This window comes from Enterococcus sp. DIV0210g (assembly GCF_050559705.1).
Classification (GTDB): domain Bacteria; phylum Bacillota; class Bacilli; order Lactobacillales; family Enterococcaceae; genus Enterococcus_B; species Enterococcus_B faecalis_A.
The window spans coordinates 2033699-2052174 of the sequence record NZ_CP187903.1 but is presented as its reverse complement, the minus strand read 5'-3'; the positions used below and the strand labels follow the sequence as shown (position 1 = coordinate 2052174).

Sequence of the window (18476 nt, the reverse complement as noted above, 5' to 3'; positions counted from 1 at the left end):
AGACTACTCCTCTTTTTTTTGTGCAATATAATCTAATATCACAGATGTGCAATAATTTAAGTTTTTCAAAATATCTTTTTCCCAAAAGTGTATAGGTACCCAACCAAGTTTTATGAGAGACTGATTATTCCTTTCATCTCTCCTCATATTTTCTTCTATTTTTTCAATCCAGTAGTCCCGATTCCGTTTCAACTTTTGTTTTCTATTGTCCCAATCGTGTCCGTGCCAAAACTCTCCATCGACGAAAATTGCTAGTTTATATTTGGTAACTGCTATATCGGGAGAGCCTGGTAATTTTTTATAGTTTTTTCGATACCTGACACCTTGATGCCATAACTCTTTGGCTAGCAGACTTTCAGCTTTTCCTCCCTTCAAGCGTACATTTGCCATACGTTTTGATACTTCGGGAGTGGTCGATAGTTGTCTATGCTTCATTGTTTTTTACCTCCAATGTTCTAATAGAATCAAGAAATGTTAGTACAGAGATATGATTTATTTAAGATATCACTATCATAAATATATAGCTAAATGAAAAAAGTTGCGAATATGGTCTTATAGAAATAGTAATTATTTTCAGTTCTCAGCGGTCTTATTGATTCCGTTTTATTGATTTTAAATGTTATTCAGTGACCCTTTAACAGGTCAATTTTTATGTTTTTGTCTTCGTATGACTCAGTTTGATATCTAGTGATATAGTGATTTGAGTCTACATCGAACAATGGAATAATCCAATAAAAAATGATTTAGAATATCAAAATAACAAAAAAGAGGACTACCTGTATTAGTCCTCTTTTTGACCAGATTTTGACCAGTCTATTTTACATTCTAATATATTCATATGAGCTAATTTTATGAGTAAATGGTAAGTTTTTCCTTGTTTGTTTTAGTTTAAACTAGTGTGTAATTTAAAAATCTATATGGAAGGGTCTGTTGGATAACAACTAATTCATTGCTCGAAACGTTGATATTAAAGCGTTTCGAGCATTTTTTTATTTGAATTTTAATAGTTGGCTACGTTTTTGGCTACGTTTGGAATTATTCGCCCATAAATTTTGCAAATCGGTCACCTGTTTTCTTAACAGATTGTGGTGTGACATGAGCATAGATATTCATGGTAGTTTTAATATCTTTGTGACCTAATCGTTCTTGTACTTCTTTTATCGAAGCACCACTTTCAAACAATAAGCTACAGTGGGTATGCCTAAATCCATGTGGAGTAATTTGAGGCTCCATCGGTGTCTTTTTGTAAATCCAGTCTAACCAATCGTTTACTACTTGGGGGTAGTACAGCTTGTTTGCGTTTGTAGTGAAAAGAAACTGCTTTGGTGAATTCGTATTATAGCCATATAAGATCATTATTTTCATTTGCTCTTGTTGCCAAATACGCAGTTGTTTAAGTGTAAAATCATCAAGCTGAATCGTTCTTGATGAATTTTTAGTTTTAGGTACTTGTAGAACTACTTGATTAAACTCGTCTTGAGCGATAGTTTTACCAATTGTTATTGTTTTATTGAAATAGTCTATATCTTCCCATTGAAGCGCCAATGCCTCGCTTTTACGCATTCCTGTATAAGCTAATAAACGGAAAAAAGTGTACAGTTTAACTGAATTATTTTCTTTAGTATTCTGTAAAAACAGTCGTAATTGATCTTTCGTGTAAAACTTCAAGGGTTGTTCTTCTTCAATTTTTCTTGGAAGCAATGTTTTAGACATAGGATTATCCTTACAGACTTCCATTGCTACTCCAAATTTAAATATTTGAGCAGTTGTTTTTCTCAAGAAACCATATTGTTTTAATGTTTTGTGCCATTCATTAACCTGTTTTTGACAATAACTAACACTTATTTTATCCAATCGTAATTCCCCAAAAGCAGGTAATATATGGTTCTTGCAAAAACGTTGAGCAACGGCAACGGAAGATGGTTTTACTCTCGTTCTGTAGTTATCAATCCATAATTCATATAACTCTTGAAAAGTTGTAACATTGATTTTAAACTCTTGTTTTTCTTTAAAGTCTACAAGTAGTCTATTAAGTGCTGTTTGTGCTTCAGCTTTTGATTTGAATCTTCTACGCTTTGTACGTATATCTTTTCCTGTCTTGGGGTCTTTTCCTAAATAAGTTTCAAATCCCCAATATTTTTCGCCATTTTGTAATTTATAACTAAAAAATGTTGCCATTTGATTCTCTCCTTACTTCATGATTGCAGGTAGAGAAGTTATTTGAAGAATCAATTGTTTTTAAATCTATCATGATTATTAATTAGAAATTTTGCGATAATACTATTTTTCTCATATGGGAAATTGTATTTTTTGCTAAGATCAGAAATAAATTTTTCTGTTTCAAACGGGTTTTTAGTAATTTTATAAAAGAAATCTTCGACAGATGAATACTCTGAAAAATCTTTATAAGCTAAGTCCATTTCATCTAATAGTTGTTTTGCAGATTCAATCATTGTTTCTTTTTCACCGTATTTGAAATCACCGTTTCTTATCTTTTCTTGAAGTTTACTGTTGGCCCTTTTGAAGAATAGTTCTTTAGAGATAGAGTGTTTTTGGCTAGCGTACTCTTCAATAAGAGGATTGATATTATTGGCAAGTATTTCATTCAGATAATCTTCAAATTCCTTTGAGTAATATTTTGCAAATATATTTTTTATTATAGGATTCAATAGCTCATAGTTTTTATCTAGAGAAAACGTGTCACTATATCTTTCTTGTATGTCTTTAAATATTTTGTGAGTTATCTCTGGAAAGTCCTTGATATATAGTTCATACCCTGAATCTATAAGGTATGAAGTTATGTACTCTTCCAAAGTTCCCCATTTAATCCAGTCGATAGTTTTGTTACTTAATTCAGCAATTTTAATTAATCTTTCTTTGTTGGGAAGGGAGAATCCTCGTTCCCAATTATTAATATTTCCTTTTTGAGCATTTCCAATTAAATCTGCAAATTGTTCCATAGTCATTCCAAAATTAGAACGAATTGATTTAATTCTTTTACCTGTTTCAACAGGATTTGGTTTCATACAATCACCTCTTTTACGGAATTTGGTTTCATTATATATCAAGTAACAAAAAAAGACAAAAAAACAATTGACATTAATAGGAGGCGATAGTATATTAACAATATATATTGTTACTTTTTGTTACTTTTTGATATTTTGTAACAAAAAGTAATAATTTTCAAGGTAGAGAAGTTATAGAATAATCAATTAAAAAGGAGAGAATATTATGGAAGCAATAAAATTAATGATCTCAGAAGAGCAAGAGGAAATGTTTCTAAAGCAGTTTTATCAAATTGCTACAAAAGCGATTGAGAAGGCTCAAGAAAATGCGGGTATGACAAGAGAATATCTAAACCAAAAGGAAATATCGTTGAAGACAGAAAGTCAGCGAAAAAATTTGATTCAAATCATGAAACAGTGATTATTGATAGTGAAATCCGTGAAAATGATAAGGGATCAAAACCAAGACGAAGATTCACTTATGAAGACAACGAGTTATTCAGAGATACACTTAATGATCCTAATCCGCTTTTCGATAATCTATTAAAAAAATAAAAGGGGGAATTGTCATGCAATTAATTCTAAAGATTAGTACGCATGATTTCTTAGAACTTGACGAATTATGTGAATCAGTAAAGAACGCAACAAATGAAAAAATCACGGTCACTAATTATATTGAACTGATGATTCAAGAAGAATTAAAGATGAAACATGAGATAAAAAACAACTTGAAATATTGTTATCTAGAAAAAAGTGAAGAGATAATCCATGAATTAAATGGTTTTTAAAAATTGTATTTGACATGAATTTACGACAAGGAATTAGTGGGGATTAAGCGATTATTCTCTTCCACTTTAGAGAAATAATGGGTTAAAAAGCCAGAATACGTAGAGCAATATTGACAACCTATAAAGGAGCTATTGTTGAAAATTGAAGTAACAAAAAGATAAAGAGAGGTTTACATCTATCAGATTAAAAGTGATAGTACACCCATGAAACCTGCAAAAGAGTTGAACCTAATGTATATCGGTTCAACTCTTTTTATTTGCAAATTAAAAAAATATCACCGAAGTGACGAATGAAACTATGACCAAATTAAGCAAGAAAATATATCTTGCAAATAAAATAAAGTAGTATAAAAAGATATTGATAAAGCCAATCAAAACTTTGAATTTCAAACGTTAGATAATCAAACAGATACAAAAAATGAAATCAGTTCTACGCGTACGATTATTAAAAATAATAAATTTTCACTAGAAGAAAATGGAAACAAAATCAAATAATTAGGAAGAAAAAACAAAGCAATTAGAAAAGCCTGCAAGCAAATTTGAGTAATCGAGATCCAATTTTTTTAAGGAAGTTTAACAAAAATATGTAATTCTATTGTCACTATTAAAGAGAAAGTTGGAGCGGAATATAAAGAAAAGAGAAAAGTAATTAAACGCAAAAAAATGTAGAACTTAAAAAATATAAAGAGGAACAACCGTTAAAATTAGGAATGATGTTGTGTAAACATTATAATTGCTATGATATAAATGAAGTGTTAAAGAAAGCAAATTTAAACCAATTTTGTGAACAGAAAAGCCTTAGTCACTATGACCAAAACTACGGACGAAACTATGACCAAAAGTAGGTACTAAATTATGACCGAAAATAGGTCCAAAATGGATTTTTTTATGATATCAAAAATTATGAAATGATTTTGAAAGAAAACCAGTTGGCACAGCCAACTTAGCCACCTTCCTGTAGGAAGGTGCTATCAGTTTTCCCTTATGCTCTTTTCTTTCTTTTTTGTTTCATATGTCAAATGCCATTTTGAAATGTACCATCTTAAGAAATTTATCCTTAAAAACAATTGCGTTATTGGATAAAAAGATGCTACATTATCTTAAAAAAGGAATCAAATATGATGAATTTAGTGGCTAGCATATCGTGTGATTAAGATACTTTATAGTGTAAGTTGAAGGAGAAAAAATATTTAAAATATACTTCCCATTTCAGTGGGAAGTAAAATTAATCTTGTTGTTTCTACTAGTAATGTATCTTTTTGGAAACTATGTAACGATGTAAACAAGATTTTTTTCAGAAGAAAAAACGATAAAAGTTGTGATAAACGATTTAAAAAATAGGAGAAAATATATCAAGCGCATGGTATGAAACGCACATTTAAAAAGATTCGACTAACTAAAAAAATAAGTTTACAAAGCATTGTTGTGTATTACAAGTGATCTATACACTGAAAAATGATAGAGAAAATCTGATACGTCCGCAACAATGGACAATTGAAAATGAAAGTGAGGAAATTGGAAGAATGGCTGATGAAAATAAAGTTGTTCCGCTTGAAACACTAGTGATAAATAAGGAAGAGTTTGAGCAACTTTTTCTTGATTTTTTTGTTCAATATGACAGGATTTATGATTTTAGTTCGTCACTAGATTTATTTGAATTAGAGGCAGAAATAATAGAAAACAGTCGAGAGGAGAATGGTAAAATCATCATTTCAGTAGAAAAATTCAATGAATTATTCTCAGAAACATTTGAAATAGATACAGATTATTATCAACCACAAGAAGTTTTCCAATCATTTAGAAATCAGATTATTCGCTCAGGTAAGACCGTAAACTGAAAAACAATAAAAGAAACGTTGAAAGAATAATTATTCCTTCAACGTTTCTTTTTTAGAATGTTTTAATGACCAAAGCAGTTTCATTGTCAGGCTTAGGTAATTCATGAAATCCCGTATTTATAGTGCTCAATTGATCAACTAACCATGTTTTACTTTTTGAATTGTAGATAAATCTAAAATTAATATCGTTATTATCGTGTTGAAGGGGCGTCTCCAAATAATCTGCTGTATATTCATAGTCAACGTAACCTGCTAATACAAAAGAGAGTGATCCATTATTTAGTGTCAGATTTAATGGGCGGTCGTAAGCTTTTATTTTTTTTAACGTCATATTATACATATCTTCAGCCATAAAAGTTGAGTTCGTGATTTCATCTTGGGTTTCATTGAAAAAGTTATCCGAATAATCGCTTATTTTTGAAAAGTCTTTATTGGAACCAGCCTCAAAAAACTGTTCAACTTTTTCAGTATAAAGTTGTGCTAACGCTCCTTTTTCAATATTAGCTTTGATATTTTCATGTCTATCAATTTGTGTGCTGTTCAGTAAGGGAAGAGCAGCTTTTAGTTTTATATCGTCTTGATTTCTTTCAATTTCAATTGACAAAATCTTTTCAGTAGATTCAGTTTCTGATAAAGGGACATCTAGCTTTTTATCATGATAATAAGCTTCAAATCCATCTGGAACCGGAAAAAAATGTATTGGGTAATTCTTTTCTGAGCTTGTTGTACTAGTTTCCGTACTTGTAGAACTTGTGTCAGAAGTGGTACACCCACTTATAGTTCCGATGAGTAAAGCGCAGGTTAGAATGATTGCAAATTTCTTCAAAAAAATTCCTCCTTAAAAATTGAATGTGGACTAATACTAGTCCCATTGTAGCATACCAAATCTTTAAGATTAATAAGAAAAAGGACTAATTTTAGTCCAAAAGGTGTGCTATTCTTGAAAGAGGAAAAAATTATTGATAAAGAAAATGTAATCGGTAGCAATATTAGACGAATCCGATTAGAAAAAGGAATTGGTCAAACTGAACTGATTAGAGACCTACAGCTCAGGAAAATCGCTATAACTAGGGAAACATTGGTTAAGATCGAAGGCGGCCGCCAACACATTAAGTTGGATCAATTGAGAGCTATTAGAGATGTTCTACAGGTGTCTTATGAAGATTTGCTTCAATGACTACTTGTGGTCTTTAGAACAATAATCTATTGTTACACCCTTATGTGTCGCAAATAAATACTGGTATAATAGAGCAAGAGATATTGAGATTGGAGATTAAAAATATATAGTGCAGTAAGTAGGAGGAATTTTGTATGGGAAATGAAGAAAAAAATGGTAAAATTGTTTCTGTTATCAACATGAAGGGAGGAGTTGGTAAGACAACTTTAAGCATTGGGTTATCAGATTTTTTATCTGACTTAAATAATTGTAAAGTTTTATTAATCGATGCTGATCCTCAATTTAATAGCACTCAAGCTTTGCTAGACAATTATAAAAGTAAAGGTTATGAAGATCCTAGTAGTGAAATAAATTACTATTCTGAAATAGTTTTACCCGCAGGAAAAACTATTTATAAACTGTTTAAACCTCAAGTTGATATGAGTCAAGCTTATGAAACTCCTGATAAAGAAGAAGTGATTATTGATTTAAAGGATAATTTAGATATATTATGTGGTGACCTAAACTTAGTTTTAGTTAATAAAGTAAGTGATCACACCTTTGTTAAAAGAATTAGAAATTTTGTGGAAGATAATGAGCTCAGAAAAATATATGACTATATAATTATTGACTGTCCACCTACTTTAACGATTTACACCGACAGTGCTCTAATGGCCTCAGATTTTTATTTAATTCCTAATAGAATAGATAGATATTCTATAGTAGGTATTGGTTCTTTACAAAAAGCAGTACAAAACTTGATTAGGGAAGAAAGAATAAATTTAAAATGTCTAGGTCTTATCTACACAATGGTTAACAAAAATTTATCTCCAAAACAATTAAAAATAAAGGAAAGTTTTGAGAGCAAACGTGAGGTAAGCGATATAGATATATTTACTTCTGTGACAACTACAGTTAATAATATTCAATTTGGAGCTGGTGGAACTCTTCCAACAAAATATAAGTCTTCTAAAGAGGATATTGAGGCTATTGCTATAGAATTTATTGATCGAATACAAAAGGCTGATCAAGAATAAAGAGGGGAATAATATATGTATAAAAATTTAATATTATATAGAAATGAATTGAAAAATAAAGTATTACCTAAATATAAAATTTTAGGGATTGTTACTGAGATTATTTTATCAAAGGAACTTTTTCAAAAAAATGTTGATTTGAAGCCCTTCTTGGAAAATGTTTTTGGGGTCTCCTATAAAGACTATGTTATGAGATCAAGAACAATGATTTTAGCAAGAACCAATCGATTAATAAATGAGTCCTCAGAAGAAAAACAGTCAGAATATAGAAAGAAACTTAATATATATATAGTGGAAATGATTGAAAAATCAAGTAATTCACAAAATAATAAAACAGAAAAGAACTTATTTAGTGGTTGGGTTGATTAAGAATTATGGGTGATATGACATATGATGAAATAAAAAGTTTGAAAAGTGATATTCAAGAATTTAGTTTAACTTTGAAAAAATATGGCGAAGAAAATTCTAGCATATTAAGAGAAAATGATATTTCATTTTTTAATTTTATTAGTAAAAGAATAATCTTCTTTAAATATTTTTACTCAGAAAGTCTACCATATGGAACAAACTATTTCTGCCAGGTATTAATTTCAGATTTTTATTATTTAATTATTAGCTTGATTAAACATGAAATGCGTTATGTTGATGTTAAGATGATTTCATGGACACGATTTGGTAGAATTTAACTACTAAGAAAAGGACGTGTCCAAGATGGCAAAAGCCAAGAAAAAATTTGATGAAGACTTTAAGAAGATGATTTTAGATTTAAACCAGTCTGGCCAATCGGTCGAGGAACTGGCAGAGCAATATGGTATCGCTACACAAACGATTTATCGCTGGAAGAAGCTTCATACAAAGAATGAAGCAACCGGCATGACTGAGGCAGAAATCCTAGCAATGAAAAAGGAAATGGCCCGCATGCAGGAGGAAAACACCATCCTAAAAAAGGCTTTAACCATATTCGCTCAAAAGTAAAAACGAGTGATGTCTTCGAATTTATTCAATCAAATGCAAATGATCATGACGTAAAACAGATGTGTACCGTTTTGGAAACACCAAAATCCAGCTACTATGACTGGAAGAAAAAGAAGCCTTCCAAACGCCAATCAGAAAACGAACGCCTAAGCCGCTTGATTTCGGGGATTTACTTTGAAAACAAGGGTATCTATGGTGCGCCCAAAATTCATAAGATTCTTGTTGGCCGCGGCGAAACCTTGTCCCTAAAGCGAGTACAAAAACTGATGAGAAAGTTGGGCTTACGTTCAATCACCCTCAAAAAATACAAGCCTGGCAAGCAAGCGAAAGTTAAAAGTGAAGGACGCAAAAACCTGTTAAACCAAGATTTCACCACTACGTCGATCAATCAAAAATGGGTGACAGATATCACCTATATTCATACCCTAAAAGATGGCTGGACCTACCTCTCCACTATCCAAGACCTCCACACAAAGAAAATCATCGGTTGGAAGTTTGGCAAGCAGATGACCAAAGAATTGGTCATCGAAACCCTTGACCATGCGCTCTTAAACCACATACCCTCCGAGAACCTAGTCATCCACTCAGATTTGGGTTCTCAGTACACCAGCGAAGCCTACGAGGTAAAGCTGAAAGAATTAAACATCCGGCACTCCTTCAGTCGTAAGGGCTGTCCCTACGATAATGCCGGTATCGAATCATTTCACGCATCACTCAAAAAAGAAGAAGTCTATCCATCAAAAGCGTATGAAAACTTTGAAGCCGCTCATTTAGCGTTATTTCAATACATTGAAGGATTTTACAATCGCAAGCGAATCCATAGCAGTATTAATTATTTAACACCAAATCAGATGGAGGAGTTGGCATTGCAGGCATAGTTCCTAGCTGCCACCTACATTTTTTTTGCGAGATTTCCACAGGGCTTCAACTTCATCGCTTCGATCAGCGGTCAAACGGTTTTGGTTTGACGGCTGGTCGAAACGATGAGATACTCGCCCGCCGGAATCTCGAAAAAAACTCTCGCAAATCGTGTCCGAGGTCTTGACTCAAATCCATGTATATGTAAATGAAAGATCTATTATTGAAAATTTTTGTAGATTGTTAACTAAAACAACTGATGAAGAAAGCCATGTGACGGGAAGTCTAATTGATTCTTTAAAAGATAAAGAATATTTGTTTGAATTGAAAGATACCGATTTTTCTTTAATAAAAAGCGAGTATGCAACAGCTTGTGAATATATACATGGCGGAAAATTATTAGAAGGATCATTAGTATATATTTTTGAAGAGTCGGTCAGAAATAATTGGACATTGAATGAGGTTAATGATTACTATGAGAGAGTAAAAAAATTATTGAAAATATTTGATAAAATGCTTATATCGGAATATAAGGAGTATGTTGATGGGTGCTTTCATAGACGTAAAAGTTTGCTTGAATATTTAGTAGGGAAGGAAACAATGGAATTGCTGTTTAAGTAAATTTCCATAATGAATTGTAATAACATGTTATTACAATTCATTATTCAAATAACTTCTCTACCTGCTATTTTGGGTACGATATTGGCTACGTTATCGATGATAGTACCTGATAATATACACTGTCAGTCTATGGTAATTTGTCAAATGAATTATTTATATAAAGCCAGTTCCGGTCCATTGCTTCCCAAAAGAGTCATTGGAAGGGTCTGTGGGATAATCCAATTTTCAGTACTAGAAATGTTGATTTATCAATATTTCTAGTGCTTACTTTTTTATTAAAAGCTAACTAAATAAAAAACTAAAACGGCGATTAAAAAAATTTTTTTAATAAATTGTGCAAATCGATCTACGTTGTATTTCTTATGTTCGGGATGAAAATAATTGTAAATCTGTCTAGTCCTCTTAAAAACTTTATGATTGAGTAGATGTTTCATGAGTTTTTCATTTCTTTATAAGTTATTTAGATATAAAAAAGACATTCCTATTTTTAGAAATGTCTTTTCATCTAGTTTGCATTTTTCCAATTTTTAATGAATAAAAGCTTATCTTTATTTAATTGCAATACTTTACTATTTTCGATTAGATTTTTACTTTCTTTGCTATATGAACTTAATTTATCTATAGCGATAAAAATTTGTTTTTCACTTCTACTGTATAATTTAAAAATATTTTCTAAAGCGTTGTTTTCTATGTTTTTTAGAAGGGGCAAATCATGGATAAGAGTAGGTAAGCAAGTCAATTTAAGTAAGGAGAGATCAAATGAAATCAAACTTGCAAAAGCTGTACCAGTTCCTGTGTCACCATAAGTATTGAAGGTATATCGATTGTTATGAATATTAAAATTGGGAGTTCTTCGACCATCAGAATATATTTCTTTGATGAACTTACTCATAGATCTGTTAATTTGATCACAAATATCATCAGTTATAGTAACTTTTAGTTCTGAAAGTATTGAATTCGTATCATTTATACCAGCTGTTAACTCATTACGCTTTTTATAGTTTCTATTTTGTTCCATAATTTCATTTAGTTCAGTTGTTAGTTGTATTAATCTATTAACTGAATGAACTGGTGCATTCTTAATTTCGAGAGTCCTGACAATTTGTAAATCTATTTCATTTACTTTGGTTTCTAAAGTAGTGATTTGATCAGACAAAACTTTTTTTACATTAGTAAGTTCATCTTTTAGAATTCTAGTAAGATTATCATGGAATTCGTCTAATTTATTGACTTGTTCTACATTAAAATTGGGGAAATAGGTAGTAAAGGAGGTTAGTTCAGCATATACTTTTGACTTTTTATTTTCAATATTCGTTTTTATTCGACGCAACCTATTGTTTAAAACATTTTTTTGAACAGTTAATCTACTTTTCTCACTTTGAAGTTCAAGTACTTCTTTTGAAATCAATGATTCAACGTCAACGGTTTGATTCACTATATCTTTTTTTAATTCTTCCAATTCTAAGGACAACTTAGTAATTTTCGATTCATTGAACTTGTATTCTCTTTTAGTAGTAGTAATAGGAATCATATTTGTCTTACTGCCATCAGTTAATACTTTCTTCTTAGTTTGTAAGTCCTTTAATTGTTCTTCACAGGATTTAAGGGGTTTATATTTGTTAAACAATTTAATTAGATTCAAAATAGACACATTTTCTTTTTCTTTAGCAACGTATTGAATAGGACGTTTTTCATTTAAATTGTCTTTGCCATAAACTCTAAAATATCTTCCGATAATGTTTCTAAAAGATAAATCCTCTACTACACAATTATATTTTTTTTGTAACCACAGGCAATATTTATCCACTGTTTTTTTATTTATATCTTCAAAATTATTATTACATATAATGATGTCTTTCGGATGTTCTGTACTCCGTTTGAAATAGTATTCTTGGTCAGCAAACTCAAAGGAAAAAAGAAATTCGTGATGACCTAAGTTCTCAATAGTATCACTGTTTTTAGTTATATAGTCATTCCCACCAAAAATGAAATCAATTATCATTAAAAGAGTTGTTTTACCAATAGAATTTGTAGCAATATCATCTCCAACAACAGAATTTAATCCTGTATGAAAAATAATCTCTTTCTGTTGGAATTTAGTACATCGTATCCTTTTTAACATAGATAAGTACCTCCCATTTCTCATCAAATCTAATTTTTTCTAATAAAAATAATACATCTAGAGCTAATATAAACTGATCTAAATCTTCAAAATGTTTCATTAATTTAGTATAGAGAGGGACAATTCCTAATGGTTTAGAGGACAACTCATCTAATATAAAAATTAACTTAGAGATGGTGCTCTCTTGGAATTTCGTTATTTTATTTGGGAATAGCATCAAAATACCTCGCAATCTTGAATAAAAAAAGCGATTACAATTTCGCATGCTCTTTTTGAATAATGTTCTGTTTTTTCATCAAGCCAGTCAACTAATGTTACAAATAATTGATTTTGATTCGAACAACTTTGAGAACACTTTAAATAAAATGATTTCACTTGCGAGGCAAGTGTGTCAAACTTTCTAGGTGATATTTTGTCCATTTCTAAGAATACATTTTTTATGTAGTCAAAATAATCAACTACGTCATTTTTAATGCTTCTTTTAATAGCATAAGGCATAGTCTCATTTGTTTTTTGGTCAATTCTTAATGAGTTTAAGTTTAATTGAACTAACTGCTCTTCAATTGCTTCATCATCTAATTTCTCAAGTATGTTCTTCAATTCTTCTTCAATGTTAAAGAGATAAAATGATTGCCTTAGTTCAGCATTTGAAAGTAGTTTCTGTTTTATAATGTACCATTTCATATACTCATCAGTTGTTCTAGGATTATCAAATTTAGTATGACACCTAGGACATACAGCAATCAGATTCTTAAGATTGTTTACATCTGAATCTAACAAAGGCATGTCTTTAAGAATTTCTTTTTCTATTTCCTTAGGATTTGCTGGATAAATGTGAGCTATCTCAAATGATTTGTAAATTTTAGTTCCTTTTTTATATGTTAGTGAATTACCACACATAGGACAACGACCATCGACTTCAGTATGAAGAAGCAATTTTTCGTTTTCAGTAGGTATTCGTCTATTATCAGTAACCCCCATAGAAATCTCCTTTTTATTGTTATTATATCATTATGCAGTTATAAGTTATAGAATTTTTAGATTTTAAAAAATGGAAATAATTAAAAAAATCAAATTGTATAATTTAACTTTGTTTCTTTATAATTTAGTTTGCTTCGATGTAAGGAGCAGTATTTAAAGAATGGTAATGAATCTTTGAAATGAATACCAATCAGTTCGTTTATCTTACAAGTTAGCTATTATATTAAGTGGGTTAATCAATTTTCAAAAAAACAATAGTTTATTTATCTAAAGTTTGTCTTTTAAAAAAGGAATTTCAATATCCACATAATTGTCATGGAAATCCTTTAATGAATCATTGAATTCCCTGAATTTTTTTTCATCTACATGACGTTTACGCATTTTTGTGATTTTTTGATTAACAGTTCGCGAATATATTTTATAATGAGAATTCTCAACAATATATTTTTGAATTTCCTCAGCAAAAGACAGTGTTGCTTTTTGGTAGGGAGTGGTAGACTGGCCAATAGTTGCAAATAATAACTTTGTCGGAGATAAAGGAAAAATAATATTTGTATTATTTACGCCCCAGCCACCATTAAAATTGTAATTATTTTTATTAAAGTAGTTCAGAAAAATTACTGGATCATCGGAAGTAACCCATTCAAAATTATTAGGAGCATCATAGATACACCATGAAATCTTATTTAAAATTTTATAAGTTGAAGTAAGGAAATGCTTTATACAAAACAACCACAATGATTTACCAGCAATTGTTTGTATATTCAAACCAGATTTTTCCTCATCTAATTTCTGAATATCAACTTTTAAGGGAATAAAGTTGTCATATTCTAGTCTTGATTTATTATCAACTCGTAAAGTGCCTGTTGTTTTAAACTCTTGTTCCATTGAAAATTTTAAATCCTCAATAATATCAGGAAATGTGTCTATTACAATTTTTTGAATACGGTAAAAGCCCTTCAATGTTCTGAGGTATTGACTTGCAACTAGCTTTGAAATGTATTCTTTGTCATTCTTGTCAAGAATAGAGTAAGTGTTAATTTTATCGATGAATGAGTTGTACTGCATTTCAAATTCAGTTGAAAAAAAATCTTCCATTTCGTCGGTGATTTCGCCTTCATCATAATATAGATATAATGAGTCAAGACTTGAAGTTCGTGAGATAGAAACCTTTTTCCATTTAGGATATTTGTCATGGGGAACTAAAAGGTTATATTCATAAATTTTATTATTAATAGCCCATTGTTTCAGATATGTTTTTGGTACATAGTGATTATTAATTTTCAAAATAATTCCTCCTCATAGGAATAGTATATTCTTTTTTTCTTTCTAATCAACGAGGATTCAATGGTTTGGTTACTCTGTCATGATTACTTATAAGTGAAAACTATTAAAAATCTGACATATTTTTAAAACTCTTTTTTTTGAATCAATAAAGGAAGTAAACGAGATCTTGAAAAAAGTCTACGACGATTATGCTTTATTAAGAAGAAACTTGATTGAATACAAGTTTTCATCCAGGGATGCATATGGTAAGGAATATGAAAGAATTTTAGATTAGACCAAGGAAATGTAAGAAAAATGATTAAGAGTTCTTTTTATTTTTCACCGATTTCACCGAAAAAATATTTTTCCTTTGCTCTGCTCTAATAAAACATATAACTTGCCCCCTAAACAAATTAGGCGTACGATTAAAATGTAAACGTTATCTTATCGGAGAGTAGGGAATGGCATGGAAAAAATTTATCAAGCAAGTACAGCAGAAGGTGCAATTGATTTTATTAATATGCGTGACCTAGAGATCGCTGCAGAGGAAGTAATTCCAAAAGGCGGCTATGGCTATATCAGCAGTGGTGCGGGAGATATCTTCACTTATCAGGAAAATGAACGCGCCTTCAATCATAAATTGATTATTCCTCACGTTTTGAAAGACCTTGAGTTACCCGATACATCTTTGGAATTTCACGGTGAGAAGTTGCAGGCACCGATTATCATGGCACCAGTAGCAGCGCATGGTTTGGCGAACGTGGCAGCAGAAAGAGCTTCAGCAAAAGGTGTTTCTCGCTTTGGCACGATTTATACAGCAAGTTCCTATGCATCATGTACGTTGGAAGAAATCCGTGAAGCGGGTGGCGAAGAAGCGCCGCAGTGGTTCCAATTTTATATGAGTAAAGATGATGGAATCAACAAAGATATTTTGGCTATGGCGAAGCGAAATGGCGCAAAAGCAATTGTTTTAACAGCGGATGCGACAGTTGGCGGTAACCGGGAAACAGACCGACGAAACGGCTTTACTTTTCCACTGGCAATGCCGATCGTGCAAGCTTATCAATCAGGTATTGGTCAAACAATGGATGCGGTATATGGTTCTTCTAAACAAAAATTAAGTCCAAAAGATGTAGAATTTATCGTTAAAGAATCCGAATTGCCAGTATATGTCAAAGGTGTGCAGTCAGAAGAAGATGTGGAACGTGCGCTAGGAGCGGGAGCTCAAGGAATTTGGGTATCGAATCATGGCGGGCGTCAGTTAGATGGCGGTCCGGCTTCTTTCGATTCCTTGCAAGTGGTGGCTGAAGCGGTGGCGGGTCGTGCGCCAATTGTTTTTGACAGCGGTGTTCGCCGTGGTCAGCATGTTTTCAAAGCGATTGCTTTGGGTGCTGATTTGGTGGCTATCGGTCGTCCAGTGATCTATGGATTAGCTTTAGGCGGTGCGACAGGTGTTCAACAGGTCTTTGATTTCTTCAAAAAAGAATTAGAGATGGTTATGCAGTTAGCAGGCACGCAAACCGTTGAAGACATCAAGAAAGCGAACCTGAGAAATAACCATTATATGTAAACGAAGAATTAAATGAAACAGCTCTCTAACTATTTATAGAGGGCTGTTTTTTCAATCAAAATTATTCGCGTCGCAGCAAGTTTCCAAAAAAATATTAAGTTATCTAAAGGATCACTTTTTTTGAATGATTGTTTGCTACAATAGAATAAAAGAAGAGATGCAGGAGACTTATATGAAAGAACATAATACGACAATTCCAGGCGGAGGCGTTGATGATGGCGGCAATCTGCTAGTATCAAGTGTGAGATTTATCATTATTCTGTCTGTGTTATATTTTCTTGTCACATTTTTGATGGATCGGTTCGCTAATTATGAAGGAAAAAGATTTCCATCCACTAAATTTGAAGATACAGAAAAAGACCACAGCTACATAGATGTTGCGTATAGAGTGTGGGAACGAAAAAAATTCGCTTATTTAAAAGAACATTATAGAGAAGGTAATCAGTTAACTTTTGATGGGAAAAAATATGAAGTACTTGAATTGAGAACCCATGCACCAGCTTATAGAAAATCGTATTTTTTGTTTGGCGGAGAAAAAAGAAGCTGGATGAAAAAAAGTGTCACCGCATATATCAAAATGATTAACGAATAGCTATTATGAAAGAACTTTAACCTCCTAAGACTTGTTTTATCAAGTTTTTAGGAGGTTATTTATTTTTCAAAAATTACGATTATTCTTTTTCGAAATCTTTTCAAGTTGCTGCTGGATAGCCAGCAAGTCGGACAAAGAGACTTGGCTGTTGATGAGCAGGACTTTTTTATTTGTTTCGAGTTCAGTGATTGGTGTAGTACTTAGGCAAAGATCGTAGTTATCTTCTTGAAAAGTATTGCTGACTTTGATATTGAAAAAGCCTTGGAAAGTCGTTTGGACACGTTCCATGATTCCTAACTCAATCGGAAGAGGCAGGTCGGTCTCGAGTTTTATGCGTATCTGCTGATTGAAATGCGTTGGATTGATGACAAGAGACCAAGCAACGGCAGTGTAAAGGCTTAATCCTTCTAGTTTCTTGTTATTTTGAGAGTAAATTTCTTGATCAGATAATAAATGTTGCGCTTGTAAAAATAAGTTAGGAAACTTTAACATCAAATATTGTTTGATATTATAACCTGTGATCGTAAAGTCCATTTTTCCGAATAATTCAACCGATAATATACCGGAGAGAATTGTTTTGGTAATCAATTTTTCTTTTCTTCGTACATCTTGATTCGATAAATCAGAAGTCTTCATAATAGTTGTGATAATTGTTTGGATTTTAGAAACTGGTGCATTTTTTACCTGCTGTTCAGCAAAAAATAAGTCAAGTTGTTCATCTGTCAAAGACAAGCTTGAATTACTTAAAAAGAGCAGAAAAATAAATTCAATATCTACTGCTGGCAAGAGAAAGTGCGTTCTTAACTCTTTTTCTAAAATAATAAAAGCGGGTCTCTGTGTATAAATCAGTTGGGATAACACTGTTTGGTCAGTTTCAGAAAATTGAGAGTCCCAGTTTAGATTTTGCTCTTCTAGTTTGAATCCTTTTCTGAAACGGAGGATCGTTACGGCCAAAACATAGCAAGAAAGTTTCAGGTCGATTGTATTGACTTGGATACCGCTTTGCTTGTAGATGTCTTTAGCGATTTGTTCACATTTTCTTTGTGCGATGTTAGGAAAAGGCCAGTAAAGTCCTGAAAATGTGCGCCATAAAAAAGCAATCATGAAAAAGCGTATTTTTCGTTCATCACCGACAAGAAAAACGGCGCCTTTTGTTTTCTTTAAGGAAAAATCAAAGCCGTTCAAAAGTTCTTCAAGTTCGTAAATCTTTTTTCGAACAGTCGATTCGGATAAGAAATTTTCATAGGCGAATTTCGCAATAGTAATGCCGTCTTCAATAAGCAAGGATCTCAACAAATCGAAATAAGGACTAGATTGTAAAATTTGCTTCAATAAAATTTTATAATCTTTTTTTGTCCCGTTGAAGCGATAGCCTGCGCCGTGTTTTGATAAAAGGATTTTTTCATTGTCAATAATATTTAAATAAGGTTTCTTCGTTAAAAGGTCATAGTATTTATTGACCGATCTTCTGTCCATGCGAAGCAGGCGGCTGATTTCATCGATTTCAATAAATTGTTTTCTTCTATATAACAACCGCAGCAAATCTAATTCCTTCTTTATTTCTGTACCGAAAAAAGAATCAAACACTTCCATTCTCCAAACTCCAATCTGTTTGTAAATTCGATGTTTATTCCAACTATTATACATGTGATATGGAATTTTTTGCA

At 31.7% G+C, this 18476-nt stretch carries 20 protein-coding genes and 2 pseudogenes; 13 read left to right on the top strand and 9 right to left on the bottom strand.

The genetic code is table 11. From position 1 onward, the window contains the following. Nucleotides 1-3: 3 nt before the first annotated feature. The 3 genes from IGI64_RS09960 to IGI64_RS09950 all read right to left on the bottom strand — a co-directional run bounded on the left by IGI64_RS09960 (nt 4) and on the right by IGI64_RS09950 (nt 3026). Nucleotides 4-435 carry a very short patch repair endonuclease gene (locus tag IGI64_RS09960; RefSeq protein WP_002354535.1) on the bottom strand — a complete coding sequence of 144 codons (432 nt, stop codon included), beginning with the start codon at nt 433-435 and terminating at the stop codon, nt 4-6. A 600-nt stretch (nt 436-1035) separates the two neighbouring features. After that, entirely contained in the window at nt 1036-2178 is a 1143-nt protein-coding gene (locus IGI64_RS09955; RefSeq protein WP_174122303.1) for a tyrosine-type recombinase/integrase, read from the bottom strand. Between the two features lie 50 nt (nt 2179-2228). Then, complete coding sequence (locus IGI64_RS09950) at nt 2229-3026, bottom strand: helix-turn-helix domain-containing protein (RefSeq protein WP_170082198.1); 798 nt, start codon at nt 3024-3026, stop codon at nt 2229-2231. 205 nt (nt 3027-3231) lie between these two features. Here IGI64_RS09950 and IGI64_RS09945 point away from each other — a divergent pair. From IGI64_RS09945 to IGI64_RS09930, 4 genes and pseudogenes are all read left to right on the top strand, one after another. Further along, nucleotides 3232-3375: pseudogene (locus IGI64_RS09945) on the top strand (helix-turn-helix domain-containing protein); the annotation flags it as partial. Next, nucleotides 3363-3560: pseudogene (locus IGI64_RS09940) on the top strand (hypothetical protein); the annotation flags it as partial. The pseudogenes IGI64_RS09945 and IGI64_RS09940, both read left to right, overlap by 13 nt. Nucleotides 3561-3574: 14 nt before the next feature. After that, nucleotides 3575-3793, top strand: coding sequence for a hypothetical protein (locus IGI64_RS09935; RefSeq protein ID WP_002302287.1), 219 nt, complete (start codon nt 3575-3577; stop codon nt 3791-3793). A 1523-nt stretch (nt 3794-5316) separates the two neighbouring features. Next, nucleotides 5317-5631, top strand: coding sequence for a hypothetical protein (locus tag IGI64_RS09930; protein ID WP_002329547.1), 315 nt, complete (start codon nt 5317-5319; stop codon nt 5629-5631). Nucleotides 5632-5683: 52 nt separating this feature from the next. Here the strand turns inward: IGI64_RS09930 and IGI64_RS09925 are convergent, their stop codons facing one another. Beyond that, on the bottom strand, nt 5684-6457 hold the full coding sequence (locus tag IGI64_RS09925; protein ID WP_002317973.1) for a hypothetical protein: 774 nt from the start codon (nt 6455-6457) through the stop codon (nt 5684-5686). Between the two features lie 105 nt (nt 6458-6562). On the opposite strand from IGI64_RS09925, the gene IGI64_RS09920 reads away from it, so the two are divergent. The 6 genes from IGI64_RS09920 to IGI64_RS09895 all read left to right on the top strand — a co-directional run bounded on the left by IGI64_RS09920 (nt 6563) and on the right by IGI64_RS09895 (nt 10278). Continuing rightward, nucleotides 6563-6808: a helix-turn-helix domain-containing protein gene (locus IGI64_RS09920; RefSeq protein WP_002317972.1), complete on the top strand. Its 246-nt coding sequence runs from the start codon at nt 6563-6565 to the stop codon at nt 6806-6808. A 134-nt stretch (nt 6809-6942) separates the two neighbouring features. After that, nucleotides 6943-7824 carry a ParA family protein gene (locus tag IGI64_RS09915; RefSeq protein ID WP_002317971.1) on the top strand — a complete coding sequence of 294 codons (882 nt, stop codon included), beginning with the start codon at nt 6943-6945 and terminating at the stop codon, nt 7822-7824. A 15-nt stretch (nt 7825-7839) separates the two neighbouring features. Then, nucleotides 7840-8193 (top strand): hypothetical protein, encoded by a 354-nt coding sequence (locus IGI64_RS09910; RefSeq protein WP_002317970.1) that lies wholly within the window; start codon nt 7840-7842, stop codon nt 8191-8193. Between the two features lie 5 nt (nt 8194-8198). Beyond that, nucleotides 8199-8510, top strand: coding sequence for a hypothetical protein (locus tag IGI64_RS09905; protein ID WP_430596458.1), 312 nt, complete (start codon nt 8199-8201; stop codon nt 8508-8510). 25 nt (nt 8511-8535) lie between these two features. Next, nucleotides 8536-9677 (top strand): IS3 family transposase gene (locus IGI64_RS09900; RefSeq protein ID WP_430596444.1). Its coding sequence is split into 2 segments (ribosomal slippage): nt 8536-8764 and nt 8764-9677, totalling 1143 coding nucleotides; the frame shifts between segments, so codons are not numbered across the junction. 163 nt (nt 9678-9840) lie between these two features. Continuing rightward, nucleotides 9841-10278 (top strand): hypothetical protein, encoded by a 438-nt coding sequence (locus IGI64_RS09895; RefSeq protein WP_430596457.1) that lies wholly within the window; start codon nt 9841-9843, stop codon nt 10276-10278. 505 nt (nt 10279-10783) lie between these two features. Here the strand turns inward: IGI64_RS09895 and IGI64_RS09890 are convergent. From IGI64_RS09890 to IGI64_RS09875, 4 genes are all read right to left on the bottom strand, one after another. Continuing rightward, nucleotides 10784-12400, bottom strand: coding sequence for a DUF2326 domain-containing protein (locus IGI64_RS09890; protein ID WP_429940356.1), 1617 nt, complete (start codon nt 12398-12400; stop codon nt 10784-10786). Next, on the bottom strand, nt 12375-12617 hold the full coding sequence (locus IGI64_RS09885; protein WP_429940355.1) for an ABC-three component system middle component 7: 243 nt from the start codon (nt 12615-12617) through the stop codon (nt 12375-12377). The genes IGI64_RS09890 and IGI64_RS09885 overlap by 26 nt, the downstream gene beginning before the upstream one ends. Then, on the bottom strand, nt 12617-13381 hold the full coding sequence (locus IGI64_RS09880) for an ABC-three component system protein (RefSeq protein WP_429940354.1): 765 nt from the start codon (nt 13379-13381) through the stop codon (nt 12617-12619). The genes IGI64_RS09885 and IGI64_RS09880 overlap by 1 nt, the downstream gene beginning before the upstream one ends. A 267-nt stretch (nt 13382-13648) precedes the next feature. Next, complete coding sequence (locus IGI64_RS09875) at nt 13649-14668, bottom strand: DUF4238 domain-containing protein (protein ID WP_429940353.1); 1020 nt, start codon at nt 14666-14668, stop codon at nt 13649-13651. Nucleotides 14669-14786: 118 nt separating this feature from the next. On the opposite strand from IGI64_RS09875, the gene IGI64_RS09870 reads away from it, so the two are divergent. From IGI64_RS09870 to IGI64_RS09860, 3 genes are all read left to right on the top strand, one after another. Next, nucleotides 14787-14942 carry a DUF2087 domain-containing protein gene (locus IGI64_RS09870; protein WP_429940772.1) on the top strand — a complete coding sequence of 52 codons (156 nt, stop codon included), beginning with the start codon at nt 14787-14789 and terminating at the stop codon, nt 14940-14942. Between the two features lie 171 nt (nt 14943-15113). Then, nucleotides 15114-16217, top strand: coding sequence for an alpha-hydroxy-acid oxidizing protein (locus tag IGI64_RS09865; protein ID WP_429940352.1), 1104 nt, complete (start codon nt 15114-15116; stop codon nt 16215-16217). A 172-nt stretch (nt 16218-16389) separates the two neighbouring features. Continuing rightward, on the top strand, nt 16390-16809 hold the full coding sequence (locus tag IGI64_RS09860) for a hypothetical protein (protein WP_429940351.1): 420 nt from the start codon (nt 16390-16392) through the stop codon (nt 16807-16809). Nucleotides 16810-16875: 66 nt separating this feature from the next. Here IGI64_RS09860 and IGI64_RS09855 read toward each other — a convergent pair whose 3' ends face one another. Next, nucleotides 16876-18402: a helix-turn-helix domain-containing protein gene (locus IGI64_RS09855; protein ID WP_429940350.1), complete on the bottom strand. Its 1527-nt coding sequence runs from the start codon at nt 18400-18402 to the stop codon at nt 16876-16878. Nucleotides 18403-18476 lie beyond the last annotated feature (74 nt).

Coding starts and splice junctions, on each gene's coding strand:
- IGI64_RS09955 (WP_174122303.1), bottom strand. CDS start 2,178: ATGGCAACATTTTTTAGTTATAAATTACAAAATGGCGAAAAATATTGG.
- IGI64_RS09930 (WP_002329547.1), top strand. CDS start 5,317: ATGGCTGATGAAAATAAAGTTGTTCCGCTTGAAACACTAGTGATAAAT.
- IGI64_RS09915 (WP_002317971.1), top strand. CDS start 6,943: ATGGGAAATGAAGAAAAAAATGGTAAAATTGTTTCTGTTATCAACATG.
- IGI64_RS09935 (WP_002302287.1), top strand. CDS start 3,575: ATGCAATTAATTCTAAAGATTAGTACGCATGATTTCTTAGAACTTGAC.
- IGI64_RS09855 (WP_429940350.1), bottom strand. CDS start 18,402: ATGGAAGTGTTTGATTCTTTTTTCGGTACAGAAATAAAGAAGGAATTA.
- IGI64_RS09950 (WP_170082198.1), bottom strand. CDS start 3,026: ATGAAACCAAATCCTGTTGAAACAGGTAAAAGAATTAAATCAATTCGT.
- IGI64_RS09865 (WP_429940352.1), top strand. CDS start 15,114: ATGGAAAAAATTTATCAAGCAAGTACAGCAGAAGGTGCAATTGATTTT.
- IGI64_RS09860 (WP_429940351.1), top strand. CDS start 16,390: ATGAAAGAACATAATACGACAATTCCAGGCGGAGGCGTTGATGATGGC.
- IGI64_RS09890 (WP_429940356.1), bottom strand. CDS start 12,400: ATGTTAAAAAGGATACGATGTACTAAATTCCAACAGAAAGAGATTATT.
- IGI64_RS09960 (WP_002354535.1), bottom strand. CDS start 435: ATGAAGCATAGACAACTATCGACCACTCCCGAAGTATCAAAACGTATG.
- IGI64_RS09885 (WP_429940355.1), bottom strand. CDS start 12,617: ATGCTATTCCCAAATAAAATAACGAAATTCCAAGAGAGCACCATCTCT.
- IGI64_RS09910 (WP_002317970.1), top strand. CDS start 7,840: ATGTATAAAAATTTAATATTATATAGAAATGAATTGAAAAATAAAGTA.
- IGI64_RS09880 (WP_429940354.1), bottom strand. CDS start 13,381: ATGGGGGTTACTGATAATAGACGAATACCTACTGAAAACGAAAAATTG.
- IGI64_RS09905 (WP_430596458.1), top strand. CDS start 8,199: ATGGGTGATATGACATATGATGAAATAAAAAGTTTGAAAAGTGATATT.